The organism is Bradyrhizobium sp. CCBAU 53421, from assembly GCF_015291625.1.
Classification (GTDB): Bacteria; Pseudomonadota; Alphaproteobacteria; order Rhizobiales; family Xanthobacteraceae; genus Bradyrhizobium.
Window position 1 is genome coordinate 2898896 of the sequence record NZ_CP030047.1, and the last position, 23612, is coordinate 2922507.

18 protein-coding genes and 1 pseudogene are annotated in these 23612 nt (G+C 65.4%); 12 read left to right on the forward strand and 7 right to left on the reverse strand.

The genetic code is table 11. The annotated features are described in order from the left end of the window. Nucleotides 1–50 precede the first annotated feature (50 nt). A complete protein-coding gene (locus tag XH92_RS13630) occupies nucleotides 51–1466 on the forward strand; it encodes an FAD-binding oxidoreductase (protein ID WP_371818076.1) in 1416 nt (471 codons plus the stop codon). A 32-nt stretch (nucleotides 1467–1498) separates the two neighbouring features. Continuing rightward, on the forward strand, nucleotides 1499–1891 hold the full coding sequence (locus tag XH92_RS13635; RefSeq protein ID WP_194459666.1) for a hypothetical protein: 393 nt from the start codon (nucleotides 1499–1501) through the stop codon (nucleotides 1889–1891). A 441-nt stretch (nucleotides 1892–2332) separates the two neighbouring features. On the opposite strand, the gene XH92_RS13640 is transcribed toward XH92_RS13635, so the two are convergent. Both XH92_RS13640 and XH92_RS13645 read right to left on the reverse strand, forming a co-directional pair. Beyond that, nucleotides 2333–4021, reverse strand: coding sequence for a SulP family inorganic anion transporter (locus tag XH92_RS13640; protein ID WP_194459667.1), 1689 nt, complete (start codon nucleotides 4019–4021; stop codon nucleotides 2333–2335). Between the two features lie 94 nt (nucleotides 4022–4115). Next, nucleotides 4116–4847: a cytochrome c biogenesis CcdA family protein gene (locus XH92_RS13645; RefSeq protein WP_194459668.1), complete on the reverse strand. Its 732-nt coding sequence runs from the start codon at nucleotides 4845–4847 to the stop codon at nucleotides 4116–4118. A 297-nt stretch (nucleotides 4848–5144) separates the two neighbouring features. Between XH92_RS13645 and XH92_RS43820 the strand changes: the two are divergent. Continuing rightward, nucleotides 5145–5996 (forward strand): annotated as a pseudogene (locus tag XH92_RS43820) (DDE-type integrase/transposase/recombinase); the annotation flags it as partial. A 125-nt stretch (nucleotides 5997–6121) separates the two neighbouring features. Here the strand turns inward: XH92_RS43820 and XH92_RS13655 are convergent. Continuing rightward, nucleotides 6122–6868, reverse strand: a complete 747-nt coding sequence (locus XH92_RS13655; RefSeq protein ID WP_246788395.1) for a FadR/GntR family transcriptional regulator — start codon at nucleotides 6866–6868, stop codon at nucleotides 6122–6124. A gap of 159 nt (nucleotides 6869–7027) precedes the next feature. On the opposite strand from XH92_RS13655, the gene XH92_RS13660 reads away from it, so the two are divergent. The 7 genes from XH92_RS13660 to XH92_RS13690 all read left to right on the forward strand — a co-directional run bounded on the left by XH92_RS13660 (nucleotide 7028) and on the right by XH92_RS13690 (nucleotide 15680). Then, entirely contained in the window at nucleotides 7028–8059 is a 1032-nt protein-coding gene (locus XH92_RS13660; RefSeq protein ID WP_194459669.1) for a TRAP transporter substrate-binding protein, read from the forward strand. Between the two features lie 9 nt (nucleotides 8060–8068). Then, entirely contained in the window at nucleotides 8069–9925 is a 1857-nt protein-coding gene (locus XH92_RS13665; protein ID WP_194459670.1) for a TRAP transporter large permease subunit, read from the forward strand. Nucleotides 9926–9937: 12 nt separating this feature from the next. Further along, nucleotides 9938–10921: an NAD(P)-dependent oxidoreductase gene (locus XH92_RS13670; protein WP_194459671.1), complete on the forward strand. Its 984-nt coding sequence runs from the start codon at nucleotides 9938–9940 to the stop codon at nucleotides 10919–10921. A 163-nt stretch (nucleotides 10922–11084) separates the two neighbouring features. Beyond that, nucleotides 11085–12281, forward strand: coding sequence for an ABC transporter substrate-binding protein (locus XH92_RS13675; RefSeq protein ID WP_194459672.1), 1197 nt, complete (start codon nucleotides 11085–11087; stop codon nucleotides 12279–12281). An 18-nt stretch (nucleotides 12282–12299) separates the two neighbouring features. Then, entirely contained in the window at nucleotides 12300–13157 is an 858-nt protein-coding gene (locus XH92_RS13680; protein ID WP_194459673.1) for a branched-chain amino acid ABC transporter permease, read from the forward strand. Further along, on the forward strand, nucleotides 13157–14956 hold the full coding sequence (locus tag XH92_RS13685; RefSeq protein ID WP_194459674.1) for an ATP-binding cassette domain-containing protein: 1800 nt from the start codon (nucleotides 13157–13159) through the stop codon (nucleotides 14954–14956). Before XH92_RS13680 ends, XH92_RS13685 begins: the two co-directional genes overlap by 1 nt. Beyond that, nucleotides 14937–15680, forward strand: coding sequence for an ABC transporter ATP-binding protein (locus XH92_RS13690; protein ID WP_194459675.1), 744 nt, complete (start codon nucleotides 14937–14939; stop codon nucleotides 15678–15680). The genes XH92_RS13685 and XH92_RS13690 overlap by 20 nt, the downstream gene beginning before the upstream one ends. 160 nt (nucleotides 15681–15840) lie before the next feature. Here the strand turns inward: XH92_RS13690 and XH92_RS13695 are convergent, their stop codons facing one another. The 3 genes from XH92_RS13695 to XH92_RS13705 are packed head-to-tail and all read right to left on the reverse strand — an operon-like array spanning nucleotide 15841 to nucleotide 19578. Next, entirely contained in the window at nucleotides 15841–16878 is a 1038-nt protein-coding gene (locus XH92_RS13695; RefSeq protein ID WP_194459676.1) for an A4/G1 family peptidase, read from the reverse strand. Further along, entirely contained in the window at nucleotides 16875–17765 is an 891-nt protein-coding gene (locus XH92_RS13700) for a phosphatase PAP2 family protein (RefSeq protein ID WP_194459677.1), read from the reverse strand. The genes XH92_RS13695 and XH92_RS13700 overlap by 4 nt, the downstream gene beginning before the upstream one ends. Before the next feature lie 43 nt (nucleotides 17766–17808). Next, nucleotides 17809–19578: an adenylate/guanylate cyclase domain-containing protein gene (locus XH92_RS13705; protein WP_194459678.1), complete on the reverse strand. Its 1770-nt coding sequence runs from the start codon at nucleotides 19576–19578 to the stop codon at nucleotides 17809–17811. A 650-nt stretch (nucleotides 19579–20228) separates the two neighbouring features. Here XH92_RS13705 and XH92_RS13710 point away from each other — a divergent pair. Next, a complete protein-coding gene (locus tag XH92_RS13710) occupies nucleotides 20229–21521 on the forward strand; it encodes an MFS transporter (protein WP_194459679.1) in 1293 nt (430 codons plus the stop codon). Nucleotides 21522–21525: 4 nt separating this feature from the next. Here XH92_RS13710 and XH92_RS13715 read toward each other — a convergent pair whose 3' ends face one another. Next, complete coding sequence (locus tag XH92_RS13715) at nucleotides 21526–22137, reverse strand: TetR/AcrR family transcriptional regulator (RefSeq protein ID WP_194459680.1); 612 nt, start codon at nucleotides 22135–22137, stop codon at nucleotides 21526–21528. Between the two features lie 171 nt (nucleotides 22138–22308). Between XH92_RS13715 and XH92_RS13720 the strand changes: the two genes are divergently transcribed. Further along, entirely contained in the window at nucleotides 22309–23541 is a 1233-nt protein-coding gene (locus XH92_RS13720) for a cytochrome P450 (RefSeq protein ID WP_194459681.1), read from the forward strand. Nucleotides 23542–23612: the final 71 nt, after the last annotated feature.

Consider the following 23612-nt stretch of genomic DNA (forward strand, 5'->3'; position numbering starts at 1 on the left):
AAGCTTTGCCACGGTCGGCTAAAGCCGGGAGGAAATTCGACGTGGCGACAATGATTTCGAGCAATGTGACGCGACCCGAGCCGCAGGCCCTGAAGCGCGCGATCGACGCGCTGGCGGCGCGGTTCGGCAATCGGCTCGTGACGTCGCAGGCGGTGCGCGAACAGCACGCCCATACCACCACCTGGCTGCCGACCCAGCCGCCGGACGCCGTGGTGATGGCGCAGGAGACGGCCGACATCCAGGACGTGGTGCGGATCTGCTCGGCAAACCGCGTGCCCGTCATCGCGTTCGGTACCGGAACCTCGCTCGAGGGCCAGGTCAACGCGCCCGCAGGCGGCGTCTGCATCGATCTGCGCGACATGAACAAGGTGCTCGAAGTGCATGCCGAGGACCTCGACTGCGTGATCCAGCCCGGCGTGACGCGGAAGGCGCTGAACGAGCATCTGCGCGACCAAGGCCTGTTCTTCCCGATCGATCCCGGCGCCGATGCCTCGCTCGGCGGCATGACCTCGACCCGCGCCTCCGGCACCAATGCCGTGCGCTACGGCACCATGCGCGAGAACGTGCTGGCGCTGAAGGTGGTGCGCGGCGATGGCGAGATCATCACGACCGGCACGCGCGCCAAGAAGTCGTCGGCCGGCTATGACCTGACGCATCTGTTCGTCGGCGCCGAAGGCACGCTCGGCATCATCTCCGAGCTGACCATCCGCCTGCGCGGCATCCCCGACACGATCGCGGCTGCCGCCTGTTCGTTCGAGACCGTGCGTGGCGCCTGCCAGGCCACCATCCTCGCGATCCAGACCGGCATTCCGGTTGCCCGGATCGAGCTGCTCAATGCCGCGCAGGTCAAGGCCTGCAACAATTATTCGAAGCTGTCGCTGCCGGAGACGCCGCTGCTGCTGCTTGAATTCCACGGCAGCGAGGTCGAGGTCGCCGAGCAGTCGAAGAATTTCCGCGACATCGCCGCCGAGTGCGGCGGCGGTGACTTCACCTGGACCACCAAGCCGGAGGACCGCACCAAGCTGTGGCAAGCCCGGCACGATGCCTACTGGTCGGTGAAGGCGATCCGTCCCGGCGATAGCATCGGCGTCGTCGCAACCGACGTCTGCGTGCCGATCTCGCGGCTTGCCGACTGCGTCACCGAGACCGAGGATGATCTGAAGCGGCTCAACCTGCTATCGCCGATCGTCGGCCATGTCGGCGACGGCAATTTCCACTGCTCACTGGTCTGCGACGTCAACGACAAGGGCGAGATGGCGCGCGGCGAGGAGTTCATGCACCGCCTGGTCGAACGCGCCCAGGCGATGGACGGCACCTGCACCGGCGAGCACGGCATCGGCCAGGGCAAGCAGAAATATCTGAAGGCCGAGCTCGGGGTGGAGGCGCTCGACGCGATGCGGGCGCTGAAGCAGGCGCTCGATCCGCAGAACATCTTCAATCCCGGCAAGATCGTTCCTGCCGTATAACCAACCGGATCTTCCGTCCACGGGACGTTGCGATGTGGTTGTTCAACAAGGCCAAGCGGAAGGACATCTGGGACGATCCCGCGGTGCAGCCGCTCGGCGATATCGAGGCGGCGCAGCGGATTCGTGCGATCTGCCGCGACGCCGCCGGCTGCGCTGAGGCGGTCGGCTCGCCCGACAAGCGCCCGCCGAAGAAGCAGCAGATCGAGCGCGACCGCTACGAGCGCGCCGCCAAGGTCGCGATGGAGACCGCGATGAAGATCTCCGACGAGCTGGTGCGGGATTCCGCGGTGCGCGAGATCGTCGGTCTCTGCATGAAGGCCAACAACATCAAGACGGGGCGGGCGCTGTTCCGCGCCATCCACGCGGGCTCGATCAAGGCGGAGGTGCTCAAGGAGCATCCGACGCTGGAGGGGGAGCAGGCGTGAGCTGTTTCGACCGAAGTAAATCCTGTAGCCCGGATGGAGCGAAGCGAAATCCGGGACGGTTCATCGGCGTACGAGAGATCCCGGATTGCGCTTCGCTCCATCCGGGCTACGGACTAGCCGGGGAGGCGCATTGCCAAAAAAATCGAAAACAACCCCATGCAAAGTAGCCGGCGGTGGCCTGCGTTCGACAAGGCTGCTTGACACGTCGGGCAACTCACGGGTATTTTTCCAATATTCCGAAATCGCGCAGACGCACGCTCGCCCCAAGGTGCCTATGGCATTTGCGTGGTTCTGTGACCGACGTTTCCGCGTCGTCACGGCCGATAGCGATATGCGGTAGCCCCGTAGCCCGGATGAAGCGTAAGCGAAATCCGGGGCTGCTCATCGACGCGCGAGAGGATCCCGGATTGCGCTGCGCTTCATCCGGGCTACGGACCTGATCTAGCTCTTTCCGCCCAGCGCCCGCACCGCTTCGTCGACGCTGTGGAAGACATGGTCCCGCTGCAGCACCTCGTAGAGATCGAAGCGCTCGAATGCGTCCTGGGCGCGGGCGGATTCGAGCCGCGCCACCGCCGCCGTCACGCCGTCATCGCGGCATTCGCGAAACAAATCGCGCAGCGCCTGCGCCGCCGTGAAATCGATCTCGACCATGCCGCTGGCCTCGATCACCAGCAGCCGCGGCTTGGGCGTTGCGTGGCCGATGGTCTTGAGCACGCCGCTATGAAAACCTTCCGCGTTGAGGAACGACAACGGCGCCTGCAGGCCGACCACGGCAATGCCGGGCTTGCGCTCATCGGTGACGTGCGGGCCCGCCGGCCACCAGATCGTGGTGCCGGGCACGTGGACGAATTCCACCAGCTGGCCGCGCGTCGTGGTCCAGATGCCGTGCAGCAGCGACAGCGCGATGCCGACCGCGACGCCTTGCTCGATCGGCAGCACGATGATCGCAGCCGCCGTCGCCACCACCAGCAGGAATTCGTAGAACGACTGGCGGTAGATCGCGACGATCTGCTTCACGCGGATGATGCGCAGCGCCACGAACAGCAGCACGCCGCCGAGTGCCGCATCGGGCACGTGCTGCAGCAGCGTCGCGCCGAACGCCAGCAGCGCGAGCACGATGGCCGCGGCGAACAGCCCGGCGAGTTGCGTGCGGCCGCCGGTCTCCGACACGATGCCGGTGCGCGGCGGGCTGGCATTGACGGGGAAGGCGCCGAACAGGCCGGCGAGCAGGCTGCCGGCACCGGCGCCGAGGAAGTCGCGATCGACGTCGGCCGGCTTGTCCGGATCCGAGAGAAACGAGCGCGTCGTCGCCGCGGTCTGCACCATGACGACGATGGCGATCAGGATCGCCAGCGACAGCAATTTGATCCATCGCTCCGGCGCAATGTCCGGAAGCGACGGCTTCGGCAGCGACCCGGGCACGATGCCGACCACCTTGACGCCCTTGCTTTCGAGATGGCCGGCGATCACGGCGATGGTGGCGACGACGAGGCCGATCAGCGCGCCCGGAATCCGCGCGCTGATCTTCTCCGATCCGGCGACCAGCGCCAGCACGCCGAGGCCGATCGCCAGGGTGTAGATATTGGTCTGGCCGATCTTCTCGGTGAGAACGCCGAGCTTGTAGAGCGTCGGCCCGTCCGGCGTGGTCAGGCCGAGCACGCCGGGCAGCTGCGAGACCAGGATGTGGACGGAAATGCCGGCGAGGAAGCCGACCGTCACCGGCGTCGACAGCAGATTGGCGATCCAGCCGAGCTTGAACAGGCCGCCGGCGATCATGATCGCGCCGACCATCAGCGCCAACGCCATCGCCAGCGACTGATAGTCGGGTGTACCGGCGGTCGCCATCAGCGCCAGGCCGGCCGCGAAGATCGGCGTGATCGTGGAATCGGCGCCGCAGGACAGGAAGCGGTTGGCGCCGAGCATCGCAAAGCCGAGCGAGCCGGCCATGAAGGCGAAGAAGCCGATCTGCGGCGAGAAGCCGCCGAGCCGGGCGGTCGCCATCTGCTCGGGGATCGCGATCGCGGCGAGCGTCAGCCCGGCGATCAGGTCGCCCGGCAAGTCGCTCGGCCGGAACGCCCTGAGCGAACGGAAGATCGGCCAGTTGGCGCGTGGCGCAGCGGTTTGGGCCATCGGTCTCCGACTCATCTGGCGGCGAAGGGACGGCAATAGTCCGCTATCGCGTGGCCAAAAGCCAGCGGACAGCGGACTGTGCAGGCGCGAAGGGTTAGCCGATGTTTTGCAGCGCCGGGAAGGTCTCCAGCAACCAGACGCTGACACCGGACACCGCGCCGGTCAGGAAGCCGATGCCGGTGATCACCATCAGCACGCCCATCACGCGCTCGACGGTGTCGAGATGGCGCTTCATCCGCGCGAACACCGAGGAGAACTGCTTGACCATGAAGGCCGCGAGCAGGAAGGGGATGCCGAGCCCGGCGGAATACACCGCGAGCAGGCCGGCGCCCTTTGTCACCGTCGCCTCCGCGGCCGCAATCGAGAGGATCGCGGCCAGGATCGGGCCGATGCAGGGCGTCCAGCCGAACGCGAACGCCAGCCCCATGACATAGGCGCCCCACAGCCCGACCGGCTTGGGCGCGGTCAGCCGTCCCTCGCGCATCAGCAGGCCGATCCGGGTCACGCCGAGGAAGTGCAGGCCCATGATGATGATGACGATGCCGGCCAGGATCGAGAGCTCGGCCGACCAGGCGCGCACCAGGCCGCCGACGATGGACGCGCTGGCACCGAGCGCGACGAACACGGTCGAGAAGCCGAGCACGAACATCAGCGCCGCCGTCATCACCGCGCGCTTGGAGGCCGCCGTGGCGCCGTCCTGGTTGACCTGCTCGATAGTCGCGCCGGTCAAATAGATCAGATAGGGCGGCACTAGCGGCAGCACGCAGGGCGACAGGAAGCTGACTAGACCGGCGATCAAGGCGGCCGGGATCGTGACGTCGTGCATCAATGAAACCTTCGCAGAATAGTGCCCCTGTCTTGGCGTCTACGCCGCCAACAATCCAGAAGTTTCGTCAGCCCGGCCTTCAACTATGGTCACAGGGTCGTGTGCGGGGGCAGGCAGACCAAGGCGGGCACCATGCGGCTCCTTCGGCTTACAGTTCCGTCATTCCCCGGTGCGCAATTTCAGCGGCCGCGCGACATATTCGGTGTCGTCCCTGCTTTCGTGTTTGATCCCTGCTGATTGGTTGGATGGAATCGGTGTAGAACGAGGCGTGGCCTTTGTCAGGGAGCGCCTCGTGTCATGGAATTGAACCTGCACGCGAACGCCACGACGACGCCGAAGACGCGTGCCTACATCCAGCGCAGCAAGAAGTCGGTCGCCGAATTGGCGGCCGAACTCGGGGTCAGCGAGACCACGATCTATCGCTGGCGCGGCCGCACCACGGTCGAGGACCGCTCGCACCGGCCGCACAACCTCGTGACCAGCCTGTCGGCCGTCGAAGAGCGGGCGGTGTGCGAGCTGCGGACGTCGCTGCAATTGCCGCTCGACGACATCGTCGAGGTGATGCGGCGCTGCATCAATGCCAAGCTGTCCCGCAGCGCCATTCACCGCTGCCTGCAGCGCAATGGCATCAGCCGGCTTGCCAAGCCTGACAGGCCCAAGGCCGGCGTCTTCGAGAATGCCGGTATCGGCTTCATCCATATCGACGTGAAGTATCTGCCGGCCCTGCAGCGCCGCACCAGCTACGCCTTTGTCGCCATCGACCGCGCCACCCGCTACGTCTTTGTCGAGATCCATGCCCGGCGGGACGGCGCCACCGCGACCGGTTTCCTTAAGCGCTTCCTGGCCGACTTCCCGCACGACGTTCACACCATCCTGACCGACAACGGCGCCGAGTTCACCGACCGCTTCGCCGTCGACAAGAAGAACAAGCCGGCCGGGCGACCGTCCGGCGACCACCCCTTTGATCAGCTCTGCAAGCAGCGCGGCATCGAGCATCGCCTGACCAAGCCCTACCACCCGCAGACCAACGGCCTCGTCGAACGCTTCAACCGGCGCATCGCCGAAGCCATAGGTCGCGAAGAAAAGCGCGGCAGCGCCCGCCGCACCTTCGTCGACCACGCCGATCGGGACGCCTTCCTCAGCAAGTTCGTCCACGACTACAACCGAACCCGCCTCAAATGCCTCGGCTACAAGGCGCCAATCCAGGCCCTTGCCAATCAAACGGGACCAAACACTTTCGCAGGGACGATGATGGGGAAAGAGTTGCGGGCTCATCACCGCTTGCGCGCGGGCCTGCCTGGCGGCGTCTCGAACTCCCGGCCGCGAATGCGCACCAGATCGTCGGCGGAATGCGTCAGTAGCACCACCGTCGCCTCGCGCGCAGCCTCGGCATCTCCGGCGACGATTGCGTCCAGCACCGCGCGGTGCTCGATCAGCGCGCGCGGGCGGTGCGAGCCGGGGGCGGCGATGGTGAAACTCTGACGCAAGGTGATCTCGAACATCTGCGCGATCGGCCAGAAGAACTCGTTGCGGGTCGCGAAATAGATCGCCTGATGGAACATGATGTCGGCGGCGACGAAGTCCTCGTTGGTCCGTGCCGCGTCCATGCCGTCGCAGCCGGCGCGGATGCGGGCGATGTCGTCCTCCCCGGCATGGATCGCCGCCAGCGCCGCGGCTGCGGGCTCGACCGCAGATCGCAACTGGAACAGCTTGGCCAGATAGCGATCGATCTCCGCGGTCTCGAGATGCCAGCGCAGCACGTCAGGGTCGAGCTGATTCCATTGCTCGGGCGGCCGCACCCGCGTGCCGCTCTTCGGTCGCGACTCGATCAGGCCCTTGCCGGTCAACGTGCGGATCGCCTCGCGCACCACGGTGCGGCTGACATCCATCATCTCGCAGATCTGCATTTCCGGCGGCAGCGTCTCGCCGACGCCGATCTCGCCGCGCACGATGCTGCCGCCGACCCGGTCGGTGACCTGGCTGTGCACGCTCCGGCGCAACGCGTTGGATGTCTGGAACATCGGAAGCCTCGCCTCGATTGGTTGCCAGCGCCGCCGGCGCGGCGCTCTTGCGTAACCGAATTCATTTTGTCATACATTATGACAAAACGGCTGCCAAGCTCACGCCAACAAGGCGGGCGGCCGAGACAACAAGATCCGTTCCTGGGGAGGAGCATCATCATGATCTCGAAGCATGTGAACCGCCGCATCGTGTTGCGGTCGTCGGCCGCTGCTGCCGCGTGGCTCGCCGCCGCGCCCGCCATCATCGGCCGCGCAGAGGCTGCGACCGTGAAGATGCGCTGCTCGTCGTCGCTCCCGAACGATCCCAAATATGCCAACGGCCGCGTCTACTACGACAATTTGGTCAAGAGCTTGAAGGCGAACGGCCTCGGCGAGCAGATCGAGGTCACCTTCTTTCCCGACAACCAGCTCGGCCAGGAGATCGACGTCATCAACTCGGTGAAACTCGGGGTGATCGACCTGATGATTTCGGGCTCGTCGATCTCGGCGAACCTGGTGCCGCTGGTCGGGACGTTCGATCTCGGCTACCTCTTCACCAGCTTCCAGCAGCAGACCAAGGCGTTCGATGCCGGCGCGGCGAAGCCGATCGAGGATGCGCTGCTCAAGGGCGGCAGCATCCGCATCATCGCCTGGGCCTATAATTTCGGCGCCCGCAGTGTGCTGGCCAAGAAACCGGTGAAGACGCCGGAAGATCTCGCCGGATTGAAGATCCGCACGCTGCCCAACCCGATCATCACCGAATGTCTGCGGCTGATGGGCGCCGCGGCCACGCCGCTGGCGTTCGGCGAGATCTACACGGCGCTGCAGGCCGGCGTGCTCGATGGCCTCGAGCACGATCCGCCGACCATCCTGGCGAGCAAGTTCTACGAGACGGCGAAGCACTACGCGCTGACCCAGCATATCTTCTCGCCGCTCGCGGTCTATTTCAGCGACACCACGTTCAACCGCATGGCCCCGAAGTTGCGCGAAGGTTTTCTTGACGCGGCGAAGCAGGCCGCGACCGACACCCGCGCGCACGGCCTTGCGGTGGAGAAGGAGGCGCTGGCGACCCTGGTGGAGAAGGGCGTCACGGTGGTCGAATGCGACAAGGAGGCGTTCCGCAAGCGCGTGTTGCCGCAGACCGACAATTTCATCAAGGCGCGGCCCGAGGCGAAGGCCGTCGTCGACCTGATCCGCGCCACCCAGGCCTGAGGCCAGCGCATGTCAGTCGCCGCAGTCGCGACGAGAAGCAGCACTGATCGGATCACGGCGCCGCTGCTCGCCATCAGTGACGCGATCGCCGCGATCCTGCTCGCCGCCGATCTCGTGGTGGTCTGCGTTTCGGTGCTGGCCCGCTTCCTGTTCAACGCGCCGGTCGAGTGGTCCGATGACGTTGCTCGCGGCCTGATGGTCGGGTCGAGCTTCTTCGGCGCGGCGAGCGCGCTCGCGCGCAGCGAGAACCTCGGCGTCGCCTTCTTCGTCGACATGCTGCCGCCGGGCGTGCGGCGCGTCGTCGACGCGGTCGGCGCGCTGCTCGTCACCATCATTGCGGGCTATGTCGCCTTCAACGCCGTCAAGATGGGCTGGCTGACCACCGGCCAGACCTCCGGCTCCGGCCTGCCGCTGGAATGGACGTTCTATCCGATGGGCGTCGGCGCTGCGTTCATGACGATCTTCGCGTTCGAGACGCTCTGCGGCCGGCCGCTGCGCGACATGGCGGCAGGCGTCGTCGCGACCGCAATCATCGTCGGTCTCTATCTGGCCTGGGATGCGCTCGCACCATCGTCCGTGCCGTCCTCGCAGACGTTCATGCTGATCGGCTTCTTCCTCACGCTGTTCGGCGGATTGCCGATCGGCTTTGCGCTGGCGCTGGCGGCGCTGATCTTCATCTGGGTCGAGGGCACGCTGCCCGGCGTGATCTTCGCCCAGCAGATGGCGCGCGGCATCGACAATTTCGTGCTGCTGGCGATCCCGTTCTTCATCCTGGTCGGCTATCTGATGGAAGCCAACGGCATGTCGGTGCGGCTGATCGAGCTGTTGCAGCGCGCGGTCGGGCGGATGCGCGGCGGCCTCAACGTCGTGATGGTGATGTCGATGGTGCTGTTCTCCGGCATCTCCGGCTCCAAGATGGCCGACGTCGCCGCGGTCGGCTCGGTGCTGATCCCGGCGGCGCGCCGCTCGCGGCAGAACCCGGGCGGTGCGGTCGCGCTGCTCGCGGCCTCCGCGGTGATGGCGGAAACCATTCCGCCCTGCATCAACCTGATCATCCTCGGCTTCGTCGCCAATCTGTCGATCGGCGGACTGTTCGTCGCCGGCATGCTGCCCGCCGCGCTGATGGCGCTGGCGCTGATCGCGGTGTCGATCATCTTCGGCAAGCGTCCGGCCACGAATGTGGAAGCCGAGCCGCGCGCCGCGGTTTCGGGCCTGTGGACCGGCGCGATCGCCTCGTTCGGGCTGATCTTCATGATCTTCTTCGGCTTCAAGAGCGGCTTTGCCACCGCGACCGAGATCTCCGCCTTTGCCGCGGTCTACGCCATTGCCGTCGGCAGCTTCTTGTTCCGCGAGCTCGGCGTGAGGAGCCTCGCGCACTGCTTCGTGCAATCGGCGGTTCGTTCGGGGCTGGTGCTGTTCATCGTTGCTGCCGCGCAGTCGCTGGCCTTCATCCTGACCCTGCAGCAGGTGCCGCACGCGGTCGGCGAGCTCATGCTGGCGATCTCGGGCAGCCATGGCGTCTGGCTGTTCATGCTGCTGTCGATCCTGGTGCTGGTGGTGATGGGCTCGGTGCTGGAAGGCGCCGCGGCGCTGATCATCTTCGGCCCGCTGCTGCTGCCGGTCGCGGTCAAGCTCGGCATCGATCCCCTGCATTTCGGCGTCGTGCTCGTGATCGCGATGGGACTCGGGCTGTTTGCGCCACCCCTTGGCCTTGGCCTCTATGGCGCCTGCCTGATCGGCAATGTGCCGATCGAGCAGACCATCAAGCCGATCTCAGGCTATCTCGGCCTGCTGTTGCTGTGCCTGCTGGTGATTGCCTTCGTGCCCGCCATCAGCACGGCCTTGCCGCATGCGCTCGGCTATTAGGGGAGTCGAAAGGTGAAGGTCCTGCTCGCCCATACACCGCAGATGCGCCGCGACTATTACGGCGAGCGCAGCCTGAGCGGTCTGCGCGCGGTCGCCGACGTCAGGCTGCACGAAGGTGACGAGGCGCTTGACGCGGCTGCGCTGGTCGCAGCCGCGGCCGATGTCGATATCATCGTCGCCGATCGCATGACGCAGGGGCCTGGGGAGATCTTTCCGCTGTTGCCAAAGCTGCGCGCCTTCGTGCGCTGCGCGGTCGATATCCGCAACATCGACGTCGCGGCGGCATCGTCGGCGGGCGTGCTGGTGACGCAGGCGAGCGCCGGCTTCGTCCAGTCGGTCGCCGAGCTCGCGCTCGGCTTCATGGTCGACCTGTCGCGCGGCGTCTCGCGCGCCACCGCCGACTATCATGCGGGCAGGGCGCCCGAGGTCGTGATGGGCCGGCAGCTTGCGGGCAGCACGATCGGCATCATCGGCTATGGCAGCATCGGGCGCTATCTTGCCGGTATCGCGAAGGCGCTCGGCATGCGCGTGCTGGTCGCCGATCCCTTCGTCACGCCAGATGACGCCGCGATCGCGCATCTGCCGCTCGACGATCTCTTGGCGCGCGCCGACTATGTCGTCTGTCTCGCGATCGCCAATGCAGAGACCGAGAATTTGATCGGGCAGGCCGCGCTGGCGCGCATGCAGCCGCACGCGTTCTTCATCAACCTTTCGCGCGGCAACCTCGTCGACGAGGCGGCGCTGACAATTGCGTTACGCGACGGCCGCATCGCCGGCGCGGCGATGGATGTCGGCCGCGCGCCGGACCAGATGCCGACGCCGGAACTCGCGACGCTGCTCAATGTCATTGCAACGCCGCATGTCGGCGGTCTGACGCCGCAAGCCATCGAGCATCAGTCATCGGAGACCGTGCGCCAGGTCACGAAGATAGTCGCCGGCGAGATCCCGGTCGGCGCTGTCAATGCCGAGCACTGGACGCGGCGACCGCGGCCATGAAAGTTCGGCTGGTCGCAATGCCGGCCGAGGGGCTGGACAAGGGCTTCGCATCCAGCCCAAACTTGAGCCCGTCAAACCGCGGCCCCTGAGCGCGCGGACAATCAATCAACGGACGTCCCGCAACGAACGACGGGCGCCGAGAGGGAAACAGGGAGAGCATCACATGGCCATTTCACGCCGTGACGTTTTATTGGGCAGCGCCGGCGCACTCGGCGCCGCATCCTTCTCCTTCCCGGCGCCGGCCATCGCACAATCGGAACCGATCAAGATCGGCTGTCTCGCGGCGATCACCGGGCCGAGCTCGGCGCCGACCATCGGGTTCAATCGCGGCGTCAACTTCGCAGTCGATGCCATCAACGGCGCCGGCGGGGTGAAGGGCCGCAAGATCGAGCTTGTCATGCGCGACACCCAGGGCGATCCGACCAAGGCCGTGAACGCCACGCAGGAATTGATCAGCCAGGCCAAGGTTCACGCGATCTGGGGGCCGCTGAATTCGGGCGAAGCGCTGGCGACGACGCCGATCATGGCGCGCGCCAAGATGCCCGACCTGCATCCTTGCGTGGTCGAGACCCTGATCGATCCGGTCAAGTTCCCCAATGCGTTCCGCATCGCGCCGTCCAACAATCAGTGGGACGATGCCGTGCGCAATTATTGCCTGAAGATCCTCAAGGTGAAGAAGGTCGCGGTGATCGGCGACACCACCGGCTATGGCGTCACCGCGGTCGGCGCCTCCGTCGCTGCGTTCAAGAAGGACGGTGCCGAAGTGGTCTACCAGGCCAATATCGACGCCACGCAGCCCGACATGACGCCGGACATGCTGCGCGCCAAGAACGCCGGCGCCGAGGCGATCGTGGTGTGGAGCGTCTCGACCGGCATGGAGGCGCGCATGTTCAACACCCGCGCCGCGATGAACTGGGACGTTCCCTTCGTCGGGCATCCCTCGATGGCGTCCGGCGAGCTCGCGAGCCTCGTTGCAAAGCCGGAGAACTGGAAGAAGGTCTATGCGATCGGCTACAAGAGCTGCAGCTATGACAGCGCCGGCAAGCTGCCGCCGAAGAGCGAGGACCTGGTCGCGCGGCTGACCAAGGCCAATATCGCGCTGAACGATACGCTGCTGTGGTGGGTCGCGGGCGGCATCGATTGCATCGAGCTGATCGCCAAAGCCGTTGCGGAAAGCGGTTCGACCGACAGCGCCGGCATCATCAAATACTGGAATTCGCTGTCGACCTATCCCGGCTATTTCGGCAATTACCGCTTCTCGCCGACCGAGCATAACGGCTATTTGACCGAAGAGATCGTGATGTCGGAATCCTCGACCGCCAAGAACGGCACCTTCGCGCTGGCGCCGGGATACACATAAGCGGGCGAGGGCGCAGCGATGCTGGCCTCGATCCTTGCATCCGGTCTCGCGGCGGGCGCGATCTACGCGCTGGTCGGCGTCACCTACAACACTATGTTCTCGACCTCGCGGGTGATGAGCTTCACCGCCGGCCAGCTTGCAATGCTGGGCGGGGTGTTCGGCTCGATGTTCACGCTGAAGCTCGGCCTGCCGATCGCGGCCGGATTCGTGCTGACCTTGCTGTGCTGCGCGGTGATCGGGATCATCACCGAATTCGTCGCGGTGCGGCCGGTGCTCAAGAGCCTCGACCAGCACCTCTACGTGCTCTCTACGTTGGCCGTCGCGCTGATGATCCAGCAGGTCACCGCGATCAAATGGGGTACCGAGCCGCAGCCGTTCCCGCGCATCGCAGGCTTCGGCGAGGGCGTTTGGGACGAGAAATTCTGGCTGCCGGTCGTCGCCTGCGCCGTCACCATCATCAGCCTCGAATATCTCTACCGCCGCACGCTGGTCGGCCGCGCATTCCTGGCCATCGCGGAAGACAATTTCGCGGCCCGCGCGCTTGGCCTGCCCGAGCGCAATCTGCGCGTTGCGAGCTACGCGCTGGCCGGCGTGGTCGGCGGCATCGCCGGATTTTCCGGCGGGCAGTTGCTGCTCGCCTTCTTCGCCAATGGCGCGCTGCTGAATTTCTACGGCTTCGTGCCGGTGGCGCTGGGCGGGCTCGGCAACAACAGAGGTGCAATCATCGGCGGGCTGGCGCTCGGCCTGTTCCAGCAGGCGGCGAACTTCCTGGTCGGCGGCATCTTCTCCTCGGTCGCGGTGTTCACGCTGTTCATCGTGGTGCTGCTCGCCGCGCCGCAAGGGCTGTTCGGCGCCTCCACCGCGCGGAGGGTGTGATGACCTCGGTCGCAGCCGCTCCGCCCCGAACCGGCAGCGGCGCATGGCGCGCCGCGTTGCCGCACATCCTGCCGTTCCTCGGCATTCTGGCGGCAGCGGTGCTGCTGCCGTTCGTCAGCAATGATTACTGGGTGCTGATCGGCACCCGCGCGGCGATCTACTGGGTGCTGGTGTCCGGTCTCAATCTGGTGGTCGGCTTCGCCGGTCACCTTGCGATCGGCTATGTCGCGCTGCTGACGCTCGGCGCCTACACGACAAGCGTGCTGGTCGCCGGCAATGTGCTGCCGGCCGTTCCGGTGTTCGCCGCCCTGCCGATCGCGGGCCTGATCGGCGCGGTCTTCGGCGTCATCGTCGGCCTGCCGGCCTTGCGGCTGCGCACCTTCTATTTCGCGATGTCGACCTTGGGCTTTGCGACCATCGTGACCCAGATCGCGCTGGCCTGGCAGAGCGTGACCGGTGGCGGCATCGGCATTGCCGGCCCGGAATTCCCGGCGCCGCTCAATACGCCATGGGGCTTCTATGGCCTCTGCATCGCGTTCGCTGCATTCACGACCTGGATGAGCGCCAATGTTGCGCGCAGCCGCTTCGGCCGCGCGCTGATCGCGGTGCGCGACGCCGAGGTCGCCGCCGAAGCCAGCGGCATCTCGAAGCCGAAGATGCTGATCGCGATCTTCCTGTTCGCCGGCGCGCTGGCGGCGATCGCCGGCGGGTTGTTCGCGACCTTGCAGACCTACATCACGCCCGATGCCTTCACCTTCGACCTCTCGGTGCTGTTCTTCATCGCGATCCTGATCGGCGGCCGGGGCTCGATCCTCGGGCCGATGCTCGGCACCATCATCCTGACCATCCTGCCGGAGATCGCTGCGCCGCTGGCGGCGTGGTCGACGTTTCTCTACGCGGTGCTGCTGCTGCTGATCGTGCTGGTGATGCCGGGCGGCATCGCGGCGCTGCTCGATTTCCGCAACCGTCGGCCGCTTGCCAGCAACCGCGCCATCGTGCCGCGCCCGGCCGCGCTTGCCGACATCGTGCGCCGGCGCGACGGCGGCAAGCCGCTGCAACTCCGCGGCATCGCGCTGAGCTTCGGCAATGTGAAGGCGATCGACGGCCTCGACCTCGATGTCGCGCCTGGCCAGATCCATGGGCTGATCGGCCCGAACGGCAGCGGCAAGACCACTACGCTGAACGTGATCTCGGGCTATTACGCCGCGAAGGCGGGCGCCATGACGCTCGGCGACGCGCCGTTGCCGGCGGGCCAGCCGGTCGAGCGCGCCGCTCGCGGCATCGCGCGCACCTTCCAGACGCCGCGCGTGATCGGTGAGGCCTCGGTGCTGGAGAACGTCATGATCGGCGGCTCGATCGAGGGCAGGGCAAACTTCGTCGAGGCGATGCTGGCACTGCCGCGCAACGGCGCGGACGAACGCATGCTCGCTGCGAAGGCTCGGGCGCTGCTCGGCGTCGTCGGCCTCGAGGCGCTCGCCGACGTGCGCGCCGATCGCCTGCAGCACAGCGAGCTGCGCTTCATCGAGATCGCACGCGCCCTGATGCTCGATCCCGACTTCCTGCTGCTCGACGAGCCCGCGGCAGGCCTGTCCAATGACGAGATCGAGCGGCTCGCTACCCTGATCAAGGCGGTCTGCGCCCGCGGCACCGGCGTGCTGCTGGTCGAGCATCATGCCGACCTGATCTTCGACATCTGCCATCAGGTCACCGTGCTCAATCTCGGCCGCACGCTGGCGGCTGGAACGCCGGCGGAGATTCGCGTCCACAAGGAGGTCGTCAGTGCTTACCTCGGCGGCTGAACCTCTGCTTGACGTGCGCGCGCTGGAATCCGGCTACGGCAAGATCCGCGTGCTGCACGGCATCGACATGACGATCGCCGCCGGCGAGGTCGTGGCGCTGCTCGGTCCGAACGGCGCGGGCAAGACCACGCTGCTGCGCGCGATCTCGGGTCTGTTGCCGGTCAACGCCGGGCAGGTCCGGTTCGGCGGACGCGACATGACCAACGCCACGCCGCGCGATGCCGCGCGGGCCGGGCTCGTGCATGTGATCGAAGGCCATCGCGTATTCACGCAGATCTCGGTCACCGACAATCTGCTTCTCGCCGGTTACGATCTGCCGCGCGCGGAACGCGCCGTGCGGGTCGAGGAGGCGCTGTCATTCTTTCCCGAGATCGCCGAGAAGCGCCACGAGCGCGGCGGCGCGCTGTCGGGCGGGCAGCAGCAGATGTTGACGGTGGCGCAAGGTCTCGTCCGCCGGCCGCGGCTGCTGATGCTCGACGAGCCCTCCGCCGGACTGTCGCCGGTGCTGGTCGATCGCGTCCTCGATGTCATCGGCCGGTTGCGCGGGCAGGGCACCTCCGTGCTGCTGGTCGAGCAATTGCTCGAGAAGGCGCTGGCGTGTGCCGATCGGGTCTATGCGCTGGTGCAGGGGACGATCGCGCTCGAGGCTGTGACCGGCGAGAGCGACCTCGCGCATCGGCTCGAGCGCGCCTATTTCGGCCATGAAAGCCACGCCCTGGCGTAGGGCGCCGTTCCAACTTCATCAGTGCCGAGTCTCGCAGCCGGAGCGCTGTCTAACGCGCGCCAAAGCGCGATGAGACTAGGTTGAATCGTCATCGCGCTTTATCTCCTTGTTTGAGCATGATCTCTTCGGAAAACCGCTTCGCACTTTTCCGGATCATGCTTTAGCGGAAGTAGGTCAGGAACTCCGTCGAACCGATCGGCCTCGCGATGGAGGGCTTCTCGATCCTCTTCGCGTTCTCCTTCACGACGTACATGTCGATGAGCTTCGCGCCTGAGAGATTGCGCTCGACCACCGCTGCGGTATCCATGTTGATTGCCGACGCGCCGCAATCGTGGAAGACCACGGTGCCGTAGTCCGGGAGCTGCAGCGGGGTTGGATTTCTCGGGAGGGCCGAGCGCTCCATCACCCATTCCGCCGTTGCGCCGGGAATCTTGAAGGGTTGCCCCAGCTGCGTCAGGGGGGCGGTTTGAAAGAACTGCACGGAACGACTGGTCGTGAGGTTGGTGATCACGAACGACACTCCGGTGCGATCCGGCGCCACCTGCATGAGGCACATGATCAGATCGCCGGCATGAATCTTCGGCGACACGAGCGTGATGGGATGCGCCTGGGCCGGGTCGCCCCTGACCCACCATTGCCACCACGCGAAGAACGAGGTCGTCGGGCTGCCAGCGCCTGCGGCAGGGTCGATGTTCTGCGCGGTGCCGATCTGCGGCAGCGTCGATCTGTAGTATCGACGTTGTCCATCAAAGCCGATCCAGGTCGAACTGTGATAGATCTCGCTGGCCCGGCCGCTCGCCGGCTGGGTTGGCGTCGGCACCTGAAACTTCCCCCAGACCGACGAGAATACGGTGCCATCCCTCGGCGTGATGTAGGCGCCGGACCAGTTGAGGCTGCTCTCGCGCCGCGGCGATTGGTCGAACGATCGGCGCAGGCCCGCCGTGACGGGGGGAAGCACTGCGATATCGAAGGCCTCGAACGCCACCGTCGGACCAAACATCTTCAGCCAGAATGCATACTCGGCCGGCTGCAGCACCGGGTCTGGTCGTCTTGGAAAGCCGAGCGCCTTCAGCTCGTCCTGCGAGGCGACCATCGTGCGAAATCCGGTGGGAGGAAGCACGCTGGTCGTCGAATCCCTGATGACCTTCTTCAGGCCTTCGGTGTCGTATGTGGGGCTCCGCCCGTCCCGGGTGCTCATTGCCATTCGCCTGCGGCAGCCGCGATTGCGGCGTCAAACATCGGCACGACGTTTGGTGTCAGAATGGCGGTGTCCAGCAGATCGGCAATTCTGGCGCCGCCTTCCGAATCCTTCGGATAATGCACGCCGGCAATCTCGCGGTTTCGGGCGATCGAATCCGCCAGGATCGACAGGTCGGATTTCCAGACGGCCTGGTCAGCCGCAGACACCGCCGCCGTGGCGAACACCCGCAGCATGCAGTTCTTCATGAAATGTGCCTGGGTGGAATGCCCGCTCGGCCAGGATGAGTGGCCGGGGACCTGGATCGGCGGCAGCAATGCGGGACAAATCTGCGACGGCCGGGGCAAATCGTACTTGTCCTTGAAATACAGTGCTGCAAAGGACCCAATCAAACTCGCGATATTCAACAGGCGCCAGGTTTGCGTATGCGAGCCGGGCCTCGCGGTCAGCACAGCCAGAAAATCCGTGAAGAATTCGGCGTCCTGCGAGAGGATCAGGCCCATGGCATCGGGCCGTTCGTCCCGGGCGGCGAGCACGAGGTTGTCGATCTGGGCGGAATAGTTGGCGACCAGGTCGGCCCGAATCTGCGTGAGGGTGGCGTCGGCGTCGACGGTCGCTGCCCAGCCGGGAGCATTGGCGATGAACTGATGCAGGACACGCCACGCATACCAGTTTGCCGACCATTGCCGGCTGCCGAAATGCGCCGGCGGCGTCCGCCGCAGAGTGCCAAGCTCGTCCGTGCCGGAGGGATCGAGCCGTGTCACGAACGGCAGGTCGACGCGGTCCGAGATAAACCAACCACCCCCTCCGACGTTGCCGGTGTTTCCGGTATTACCGGTATTGCCGGTGTTTCCGGTATTGCCCGTGTTACCTGTGTTGCCTGTCATTGACGTCTCTCCCTCTGTCGGCAGTTGTCGTCAGCAATACCAGTCAATCAGGAAGCCCCGCCGATCGCAGGTGGCCGAGCCAGGTGTCCAATGCCTCGCCACGAAACGGGCAGCGCGGCGCGTAGGACGAAATGCGGAATCCGGGTTGAATTTCCAAATAGCGGCGCGCCGCCTCCGCCGCTTCTTCACGACGGCCCAGCGCACCAAGCGTGGCGATGAGCAGGCGATGATTGAAGCGAATAAGTCCGTTGCGGTTCAGTGCGCCACGCACCCACTCCAATGCCTGCTCATAATCGCCATTGACGTAGTGAGCCTGGCCGAACAATCCCTCGTGCCAGAACGAGCGCGCGTCGAGCGGCGAGAGCCGGACGCCCTGCTCACCCTGGTGCAGGGCGGCAGGGCCATCGCCAAGAAAGCCGGATGTTGCGCTTGCCATGGTCCAGGCCATGGCTGAACTCGGGCCAGCGGCAATGGCGCGGTCCAAGGCTATCCTTGCGCCTTGAAAGTCGTGCAGCAGGAATGACTGGACGTGACCGTACACCGCCAGCGCAAATGCATCGTCGCCGCCTCGATCGATCGCCTCCTTGGCGTATCGGGCGCCGGCGATGGCATCCCCCTCGGGATCCGGAGATCCGATTTCCCCGATCCGGAACACGTACCACAGCGCGACGTAGGAATAGGCCAGCGAAAAATTGGGGTCGTATGAAATGGCTTGCTCGAGCAGGCCGCGCGCCTTGGAAAAGGAATCGTAGTCCATCCGGTACAGCAGATCGAGCGCCTGCAACACGAGGTCGTAGGCGGTCAGGTTCTGCGGATGCTTGCGCATCGATCGCATCAGCTCGCGCTCGCGAACCTGCGGCGCGATCTGTCTTACGACATTGACGGCAATCCGATCCTGGAGCGCAAACAGCTCGCGAAGGTCGCCTTCGTGCAAATCCGAACGAATGACCTCGCCCGACTCGGCGTCGCTGAGCTCGGTCACGATGCGGACCGAAGTCATCGTCCTCTGAATCCCGCCATAGAGGACATAGCGAACCCCGAGCCGACGTCCGATCTCGCGCACATCGACGTTGCGGCCGCTGAAGCCGAGGCTGGACCCGCGCGATACGACGAAAAGCTCCTTGAGCCCGGCAAGGCCGCGAATGATGTCGTCGACGACACCATCGGCGAAATAACCCTCTTCCGGCGTGGCCAGGTTCATGCGGAACGGCAGCACGGCAATCGAGGGGCGGGGTTCTGAGCCCACCGGGGCTTCGCCGACCAGCTTCGCGGGCTGCATGGGTCGGTGCAGCGCATACACGCGGACAGGCCGGCCCATGTTGCGAAGATGCAGGTCGCCAAGGTCAATCACGCTGACGTCCAGGTCCTGGCCGATCTGCTCCGCAACGGCTCCCGACACCACGACGCCGCCCGCTTGCGCATAGTTCTGCAGGCGCGCCGCGATGTTCACGCCCTCGCCGTAGACGTCATCCTCTTCGACGATGATGTCTGCGGCATTCAGCCCGATGCGAAAGCTGATGCGCTCGTCGGCGGGCATCGCGGCCGTGTTCACGGCCAGGGCTTCTTGCAGCGACAGAGCGCACCGCGTTGCATCGCGCGCGGTATCGAATGTCGCGAGGAAGCCGTCGCCGGTATTCTTGACGATCCTTCCGTTCTGCGCCGTGACGCCCGGGTCGAGGATTTCCGAGCGCAATTGCATCAGCCGGGTGTGGGTGTTTTCCTCGTGCGCCTCCATCAAGCGCGTATACCCGACCACGTCCGCCGCAAGGATTGCCGCAAGACGTCGGCGAACTTCCGGGACTGATGGGGTCATCATCATATTATTGATACTTCTGCAAAATTTTACTGATACGCGACTAAAATCCGGCACAAGGAAAAGGACATCAACGTGAAAAGAATATCTGCATCAAGGTTATAAAGGAAGGCTTCATCCGGCAGGGTGTGCCGACCGACCGGGCTGGTACAGTATACTGTTTGCAACCTTTGAGGAGGCGTTCGTGCCTTGCGCATGCAACGCAACTGCGCCCCTTGACTGCATGGCTGGATCATCGTTGCGGCGAAACGCGTCACCATTGATCTGCGTCAATGCAGGAAATGGAATTGTCCGTTCTGGCCGCCGATCGTGGGCGAGTTCGGCCGGGAGCGCGGCGTTACCGCGGGAGCAATCGTCATCATTGTATCCGGTGCCGCCCGCCGCCCGGTCGAGCGTGCTCGGAATTTCCGCAGGCAACGGAAGATCAGCTGGCATGGCCGAGGGCTTCGACATCGTGCGCGAGTTTGCCGCGCCGGACCTAACTGTCTATGAATTGCTTCACACAATTCGGGCTGTTGATCGAGCGAATTGACGCGGGCTGGTGGAATACCGGCCTGTGAAGCCAACCTTGTCGGTCCATGGGACTTGACCGTCAGCGGACGCGGGCTGAAACAGGTATCGTCCTCTGACCCTGGCAACCAAGACCCCTCATGCGACTTCCCTTCTTCTACGGCTGGATCATCGTCGCGGTGACGTTCGTCACCATGGCGATCGGCGTCAATGCGCGAACGGCGTTCTCGCTGTTCTATCCGCCGATCATCTCCGAATTCGGCTGGGAGCGCGGCGTTACCGCGGGCGCATTCTCGTTCGGCTTCGTTGCCTCGGCGATCGCGAGCCCGCTGATCGGCCGGCTTATGGACCGCGGCGGGCCGCGCGCGGTGATGGAGCTTGGTGTCCTGTTGATGGGCTCAGGCCTGCTGCTGGCCCCGCTGACCACGCAGCCCTGGCACCTCTATCTCACCATCGGCGTGCTGGTCGGCGCCGGCAGCGTCTGCCTCGGCTATTCCGGGCAATCGCTGTTCGTGCCGAACTGGTTCCTCCGCCGCCGCGGGCTGGCGATCGGGCTCGCCTTCGCCGGTGTCGGCATCGGCTCGGTGACGCTGCTGCCATGGGTGCAGCATATGATCGAGCATACCGGCTGGCGCACCGCCTGCACCGCAATGGGGATCGTGGTGCTGGTCGTGCTCGCGCCGATCAATCTGCTGCTGCACAAGCGGCCGGAGGACATCGGCCTGCAGCCGGACGGCGATGCTGCGCCGACGGCGACGTCGACGAGGCCCGCGTCGAATATCGTCGATCCGGTGTGGGCCGGCACCGACTGGACACTGTCGCTGGCGCTGCGCACCGCGCGGTTCTGGTGGATCGCGATCGGCTATTTCTGCGGCCTGTACATCTGGTACGCGGTGCAGGTGCACCAGACCAAATTCCTGCTCGACATCGGCTTCAGCTCCAATGTCGGCGTCTGGGCGCTCGGCGTCGTCAGCCTGCTCGGCATTCCCGGCCAGATCTGGCTCGGGCACCTCTCCGATCGCATCGGCCGCGAATGGGTGTGGGCGATCTCCTGCTTCGGCTTCGTGATCTGCTTTGCCGCGCTCGCCGCCCTGAAATACTGGCCGAGCATGGCGCTGATCTATCTCATGGTCTTCACCCAGGGCGCGCTCGGCTATGGCCTGACATCGGTGATGGGACCGGTGGTGCTCGAGATCTTCCAGGGCAAGCATTACGGCAGCATCTTCGGCACCGTGATGCTGGCCGCGCTCGCCGGTGGAGCCCTCGGCCCCTGGGTCACGGGACAACTCTATGATCTCTCGGGCAGCTATACGAGCGCGTTCCTGCTCGGCATTGCGGTCAGCCTGCTGTCGGCGTTCGCGATCTGGCAGGCTTCACCACGCAAGGTCCGCGCCGTCGCCGGACAGATGCACAAGGTCGCCAGCGGGGCCTGACGGATCAGGCGGTTGAAACGCCGATCGCCCGCTGCAGGTCGGTGATCGCGCGCAGGCAACTGTCGGCGGGCGTGGTCTCCGGATCGATCAGGCGGTGCAGGCGGAAACCATCTTCCAGCGCCAGCACGATCGCGCCGGTCCAGTCCGGATTGAGTCTGGCGTTCCTGCCGCTGTTCTTCTGCGCGGTCTCGACGATATCGGCGATCAGCTTGCGCCGCGCGCGCAGGCGCTTGGCGAGCTCGGGCCGCCGCTTCTCGGCGCGCGCCACGAACAGGATCATCTCCATGTGCAGGAGAGGGGAGCGGCCGAGCGGATCCTGCCGGCTGCGGTCCACTGTGCGCAGCGCCTCGAGGAAGTCGGCGAGGTCCTTGTGCTTGGCGAGCAGATCGAGATTGCGCCGGATCGATTGCTCGACGTGATCTTCGAGCATCGCGAAGATCAGCTCGTCCTTGCTCTTGAAGTTCGAATAGAACGCGCCGCGGGTGAAGCCCGCCGCGGCCGCGATCGCCTCGATGCTGGCGCCGCCGATGCCCTGTTCCTCGAACACCCGCGCCGCCGCCTCGAACAGCTTCTCGCAGGTGTCGTCCCGTGTCGGTCTGGTTCGAACCCTTGACATCCGCGTAGTTTAGGGCACAATGCAACTCGATACAAGAGTGTATCGAGTTGCAGTTGCCAAGACTTGAGTTGCTAAAATCAGAATGGCCGTACCCGTGTTGGTGCGGTCTTGAGGATGACACCAAGGCGCGCCAGAGTGCAGGCACCGGCGTAGCGCACGAACGAGGTCACCATGAACGAGCAAGTTCAGCCGGCCAGCGGCGAGCCGCTTTTCAACCCACTGGCGCCCGAATTCATTCGCAATCCCTATCCGTATTATGAGCGGCTGCGCCGTCTCGATCCGATGCATGTCAATGCACACGGCGCCTTCGTCGCCAGCCGGCATGCGGAGGCGAGCCTCGTGCTGCGCGACAAGCGGTTCGGCAAGGATTATGTCGAGCGCTCGATCCGCCGCTACGGTCCGAAGATCATGGACGAGCCGGTCATCCGCAGCATGAGCCACTGGATGCTGCAGCAGGACCCGCCCGACCACACCCGTTTGCGCGGCCTCGTGGTCAAGGCGTTCACCGCGCGCCGGGTCGAGGACATGCGCCCGCGCATCCAGCACGTCGTCGACGAGACGCTCGACCGCATCATTCCGCAAGGGAAGATGGACCTGATCGAGGATTTCGCGTTCCGTCTGCCGGTGACGATCATCTGCGACATGCTCGGCATCCCCGAGGAGCATCGCGAAGCCTTCTACAATGGTTCGCGCGACGGCGGCCGCCTGCTCGAGCCGGTGCCGCTGTCGGCGGAGGAGATCAAGCAGGGCAACGCCGGCAACGCGATGGCGGCGATGTACTTCCACCAGTTGTTCGAGCTGCGCCGCAAGCAGCCCGGCGACGACCTCACCACCCAGCTGGTGCAGGCCGAGGAGAACGGCCAGAAGCTGACCAACGAGGAACTGACCGCCAACATCATCCTGCTGTTCGGCGCCGGCCACGAGACCACCGTCAACCTGATCGGCAACGGCCTGCTCGCGCTGTTCCGCAACCCGGACCAGCTCGCGCTGCTGAAGGCCAATCCCGGCCTGATCACCAATGCGATCGAGGAGTTCCTGCGCTACGATTCCTCGGTGCAGCTGACCGGCCGCGTCGCGCTGGAAGACATCGAAGATCTCGGCGGCAAGCGCATCCCGAAGGGGGAGAGCGTGCTGTGCCTGCTGGGTTCGGCCAACCACGACGAGGCTGTCTATCCCGACCATCCCGAGAAGCTCGACATCCAGCGGCCAAACGTGAAGCCGCTGTCGTTCGGCGGCGGCATCCATTTCTGCCTCGGCGCCCAGCTGGCGCGGATCGAGGCCGAGATCGCGATCACGACGCTGCTGCGCCGGATCCCCGATCTGCGGCTCGATGACGCGGAAAATCCGGAGTGGCGGCCGACCTTCGTGCTGCGCGGGCTGAAGCGGCTCCCTGCGAGCTGGTGACATCCGGGATGTGGTGACATCCGGGATGTGGTCACATCCGGGATGCGCGGCAGGGCAGCAATCCCGCCGCG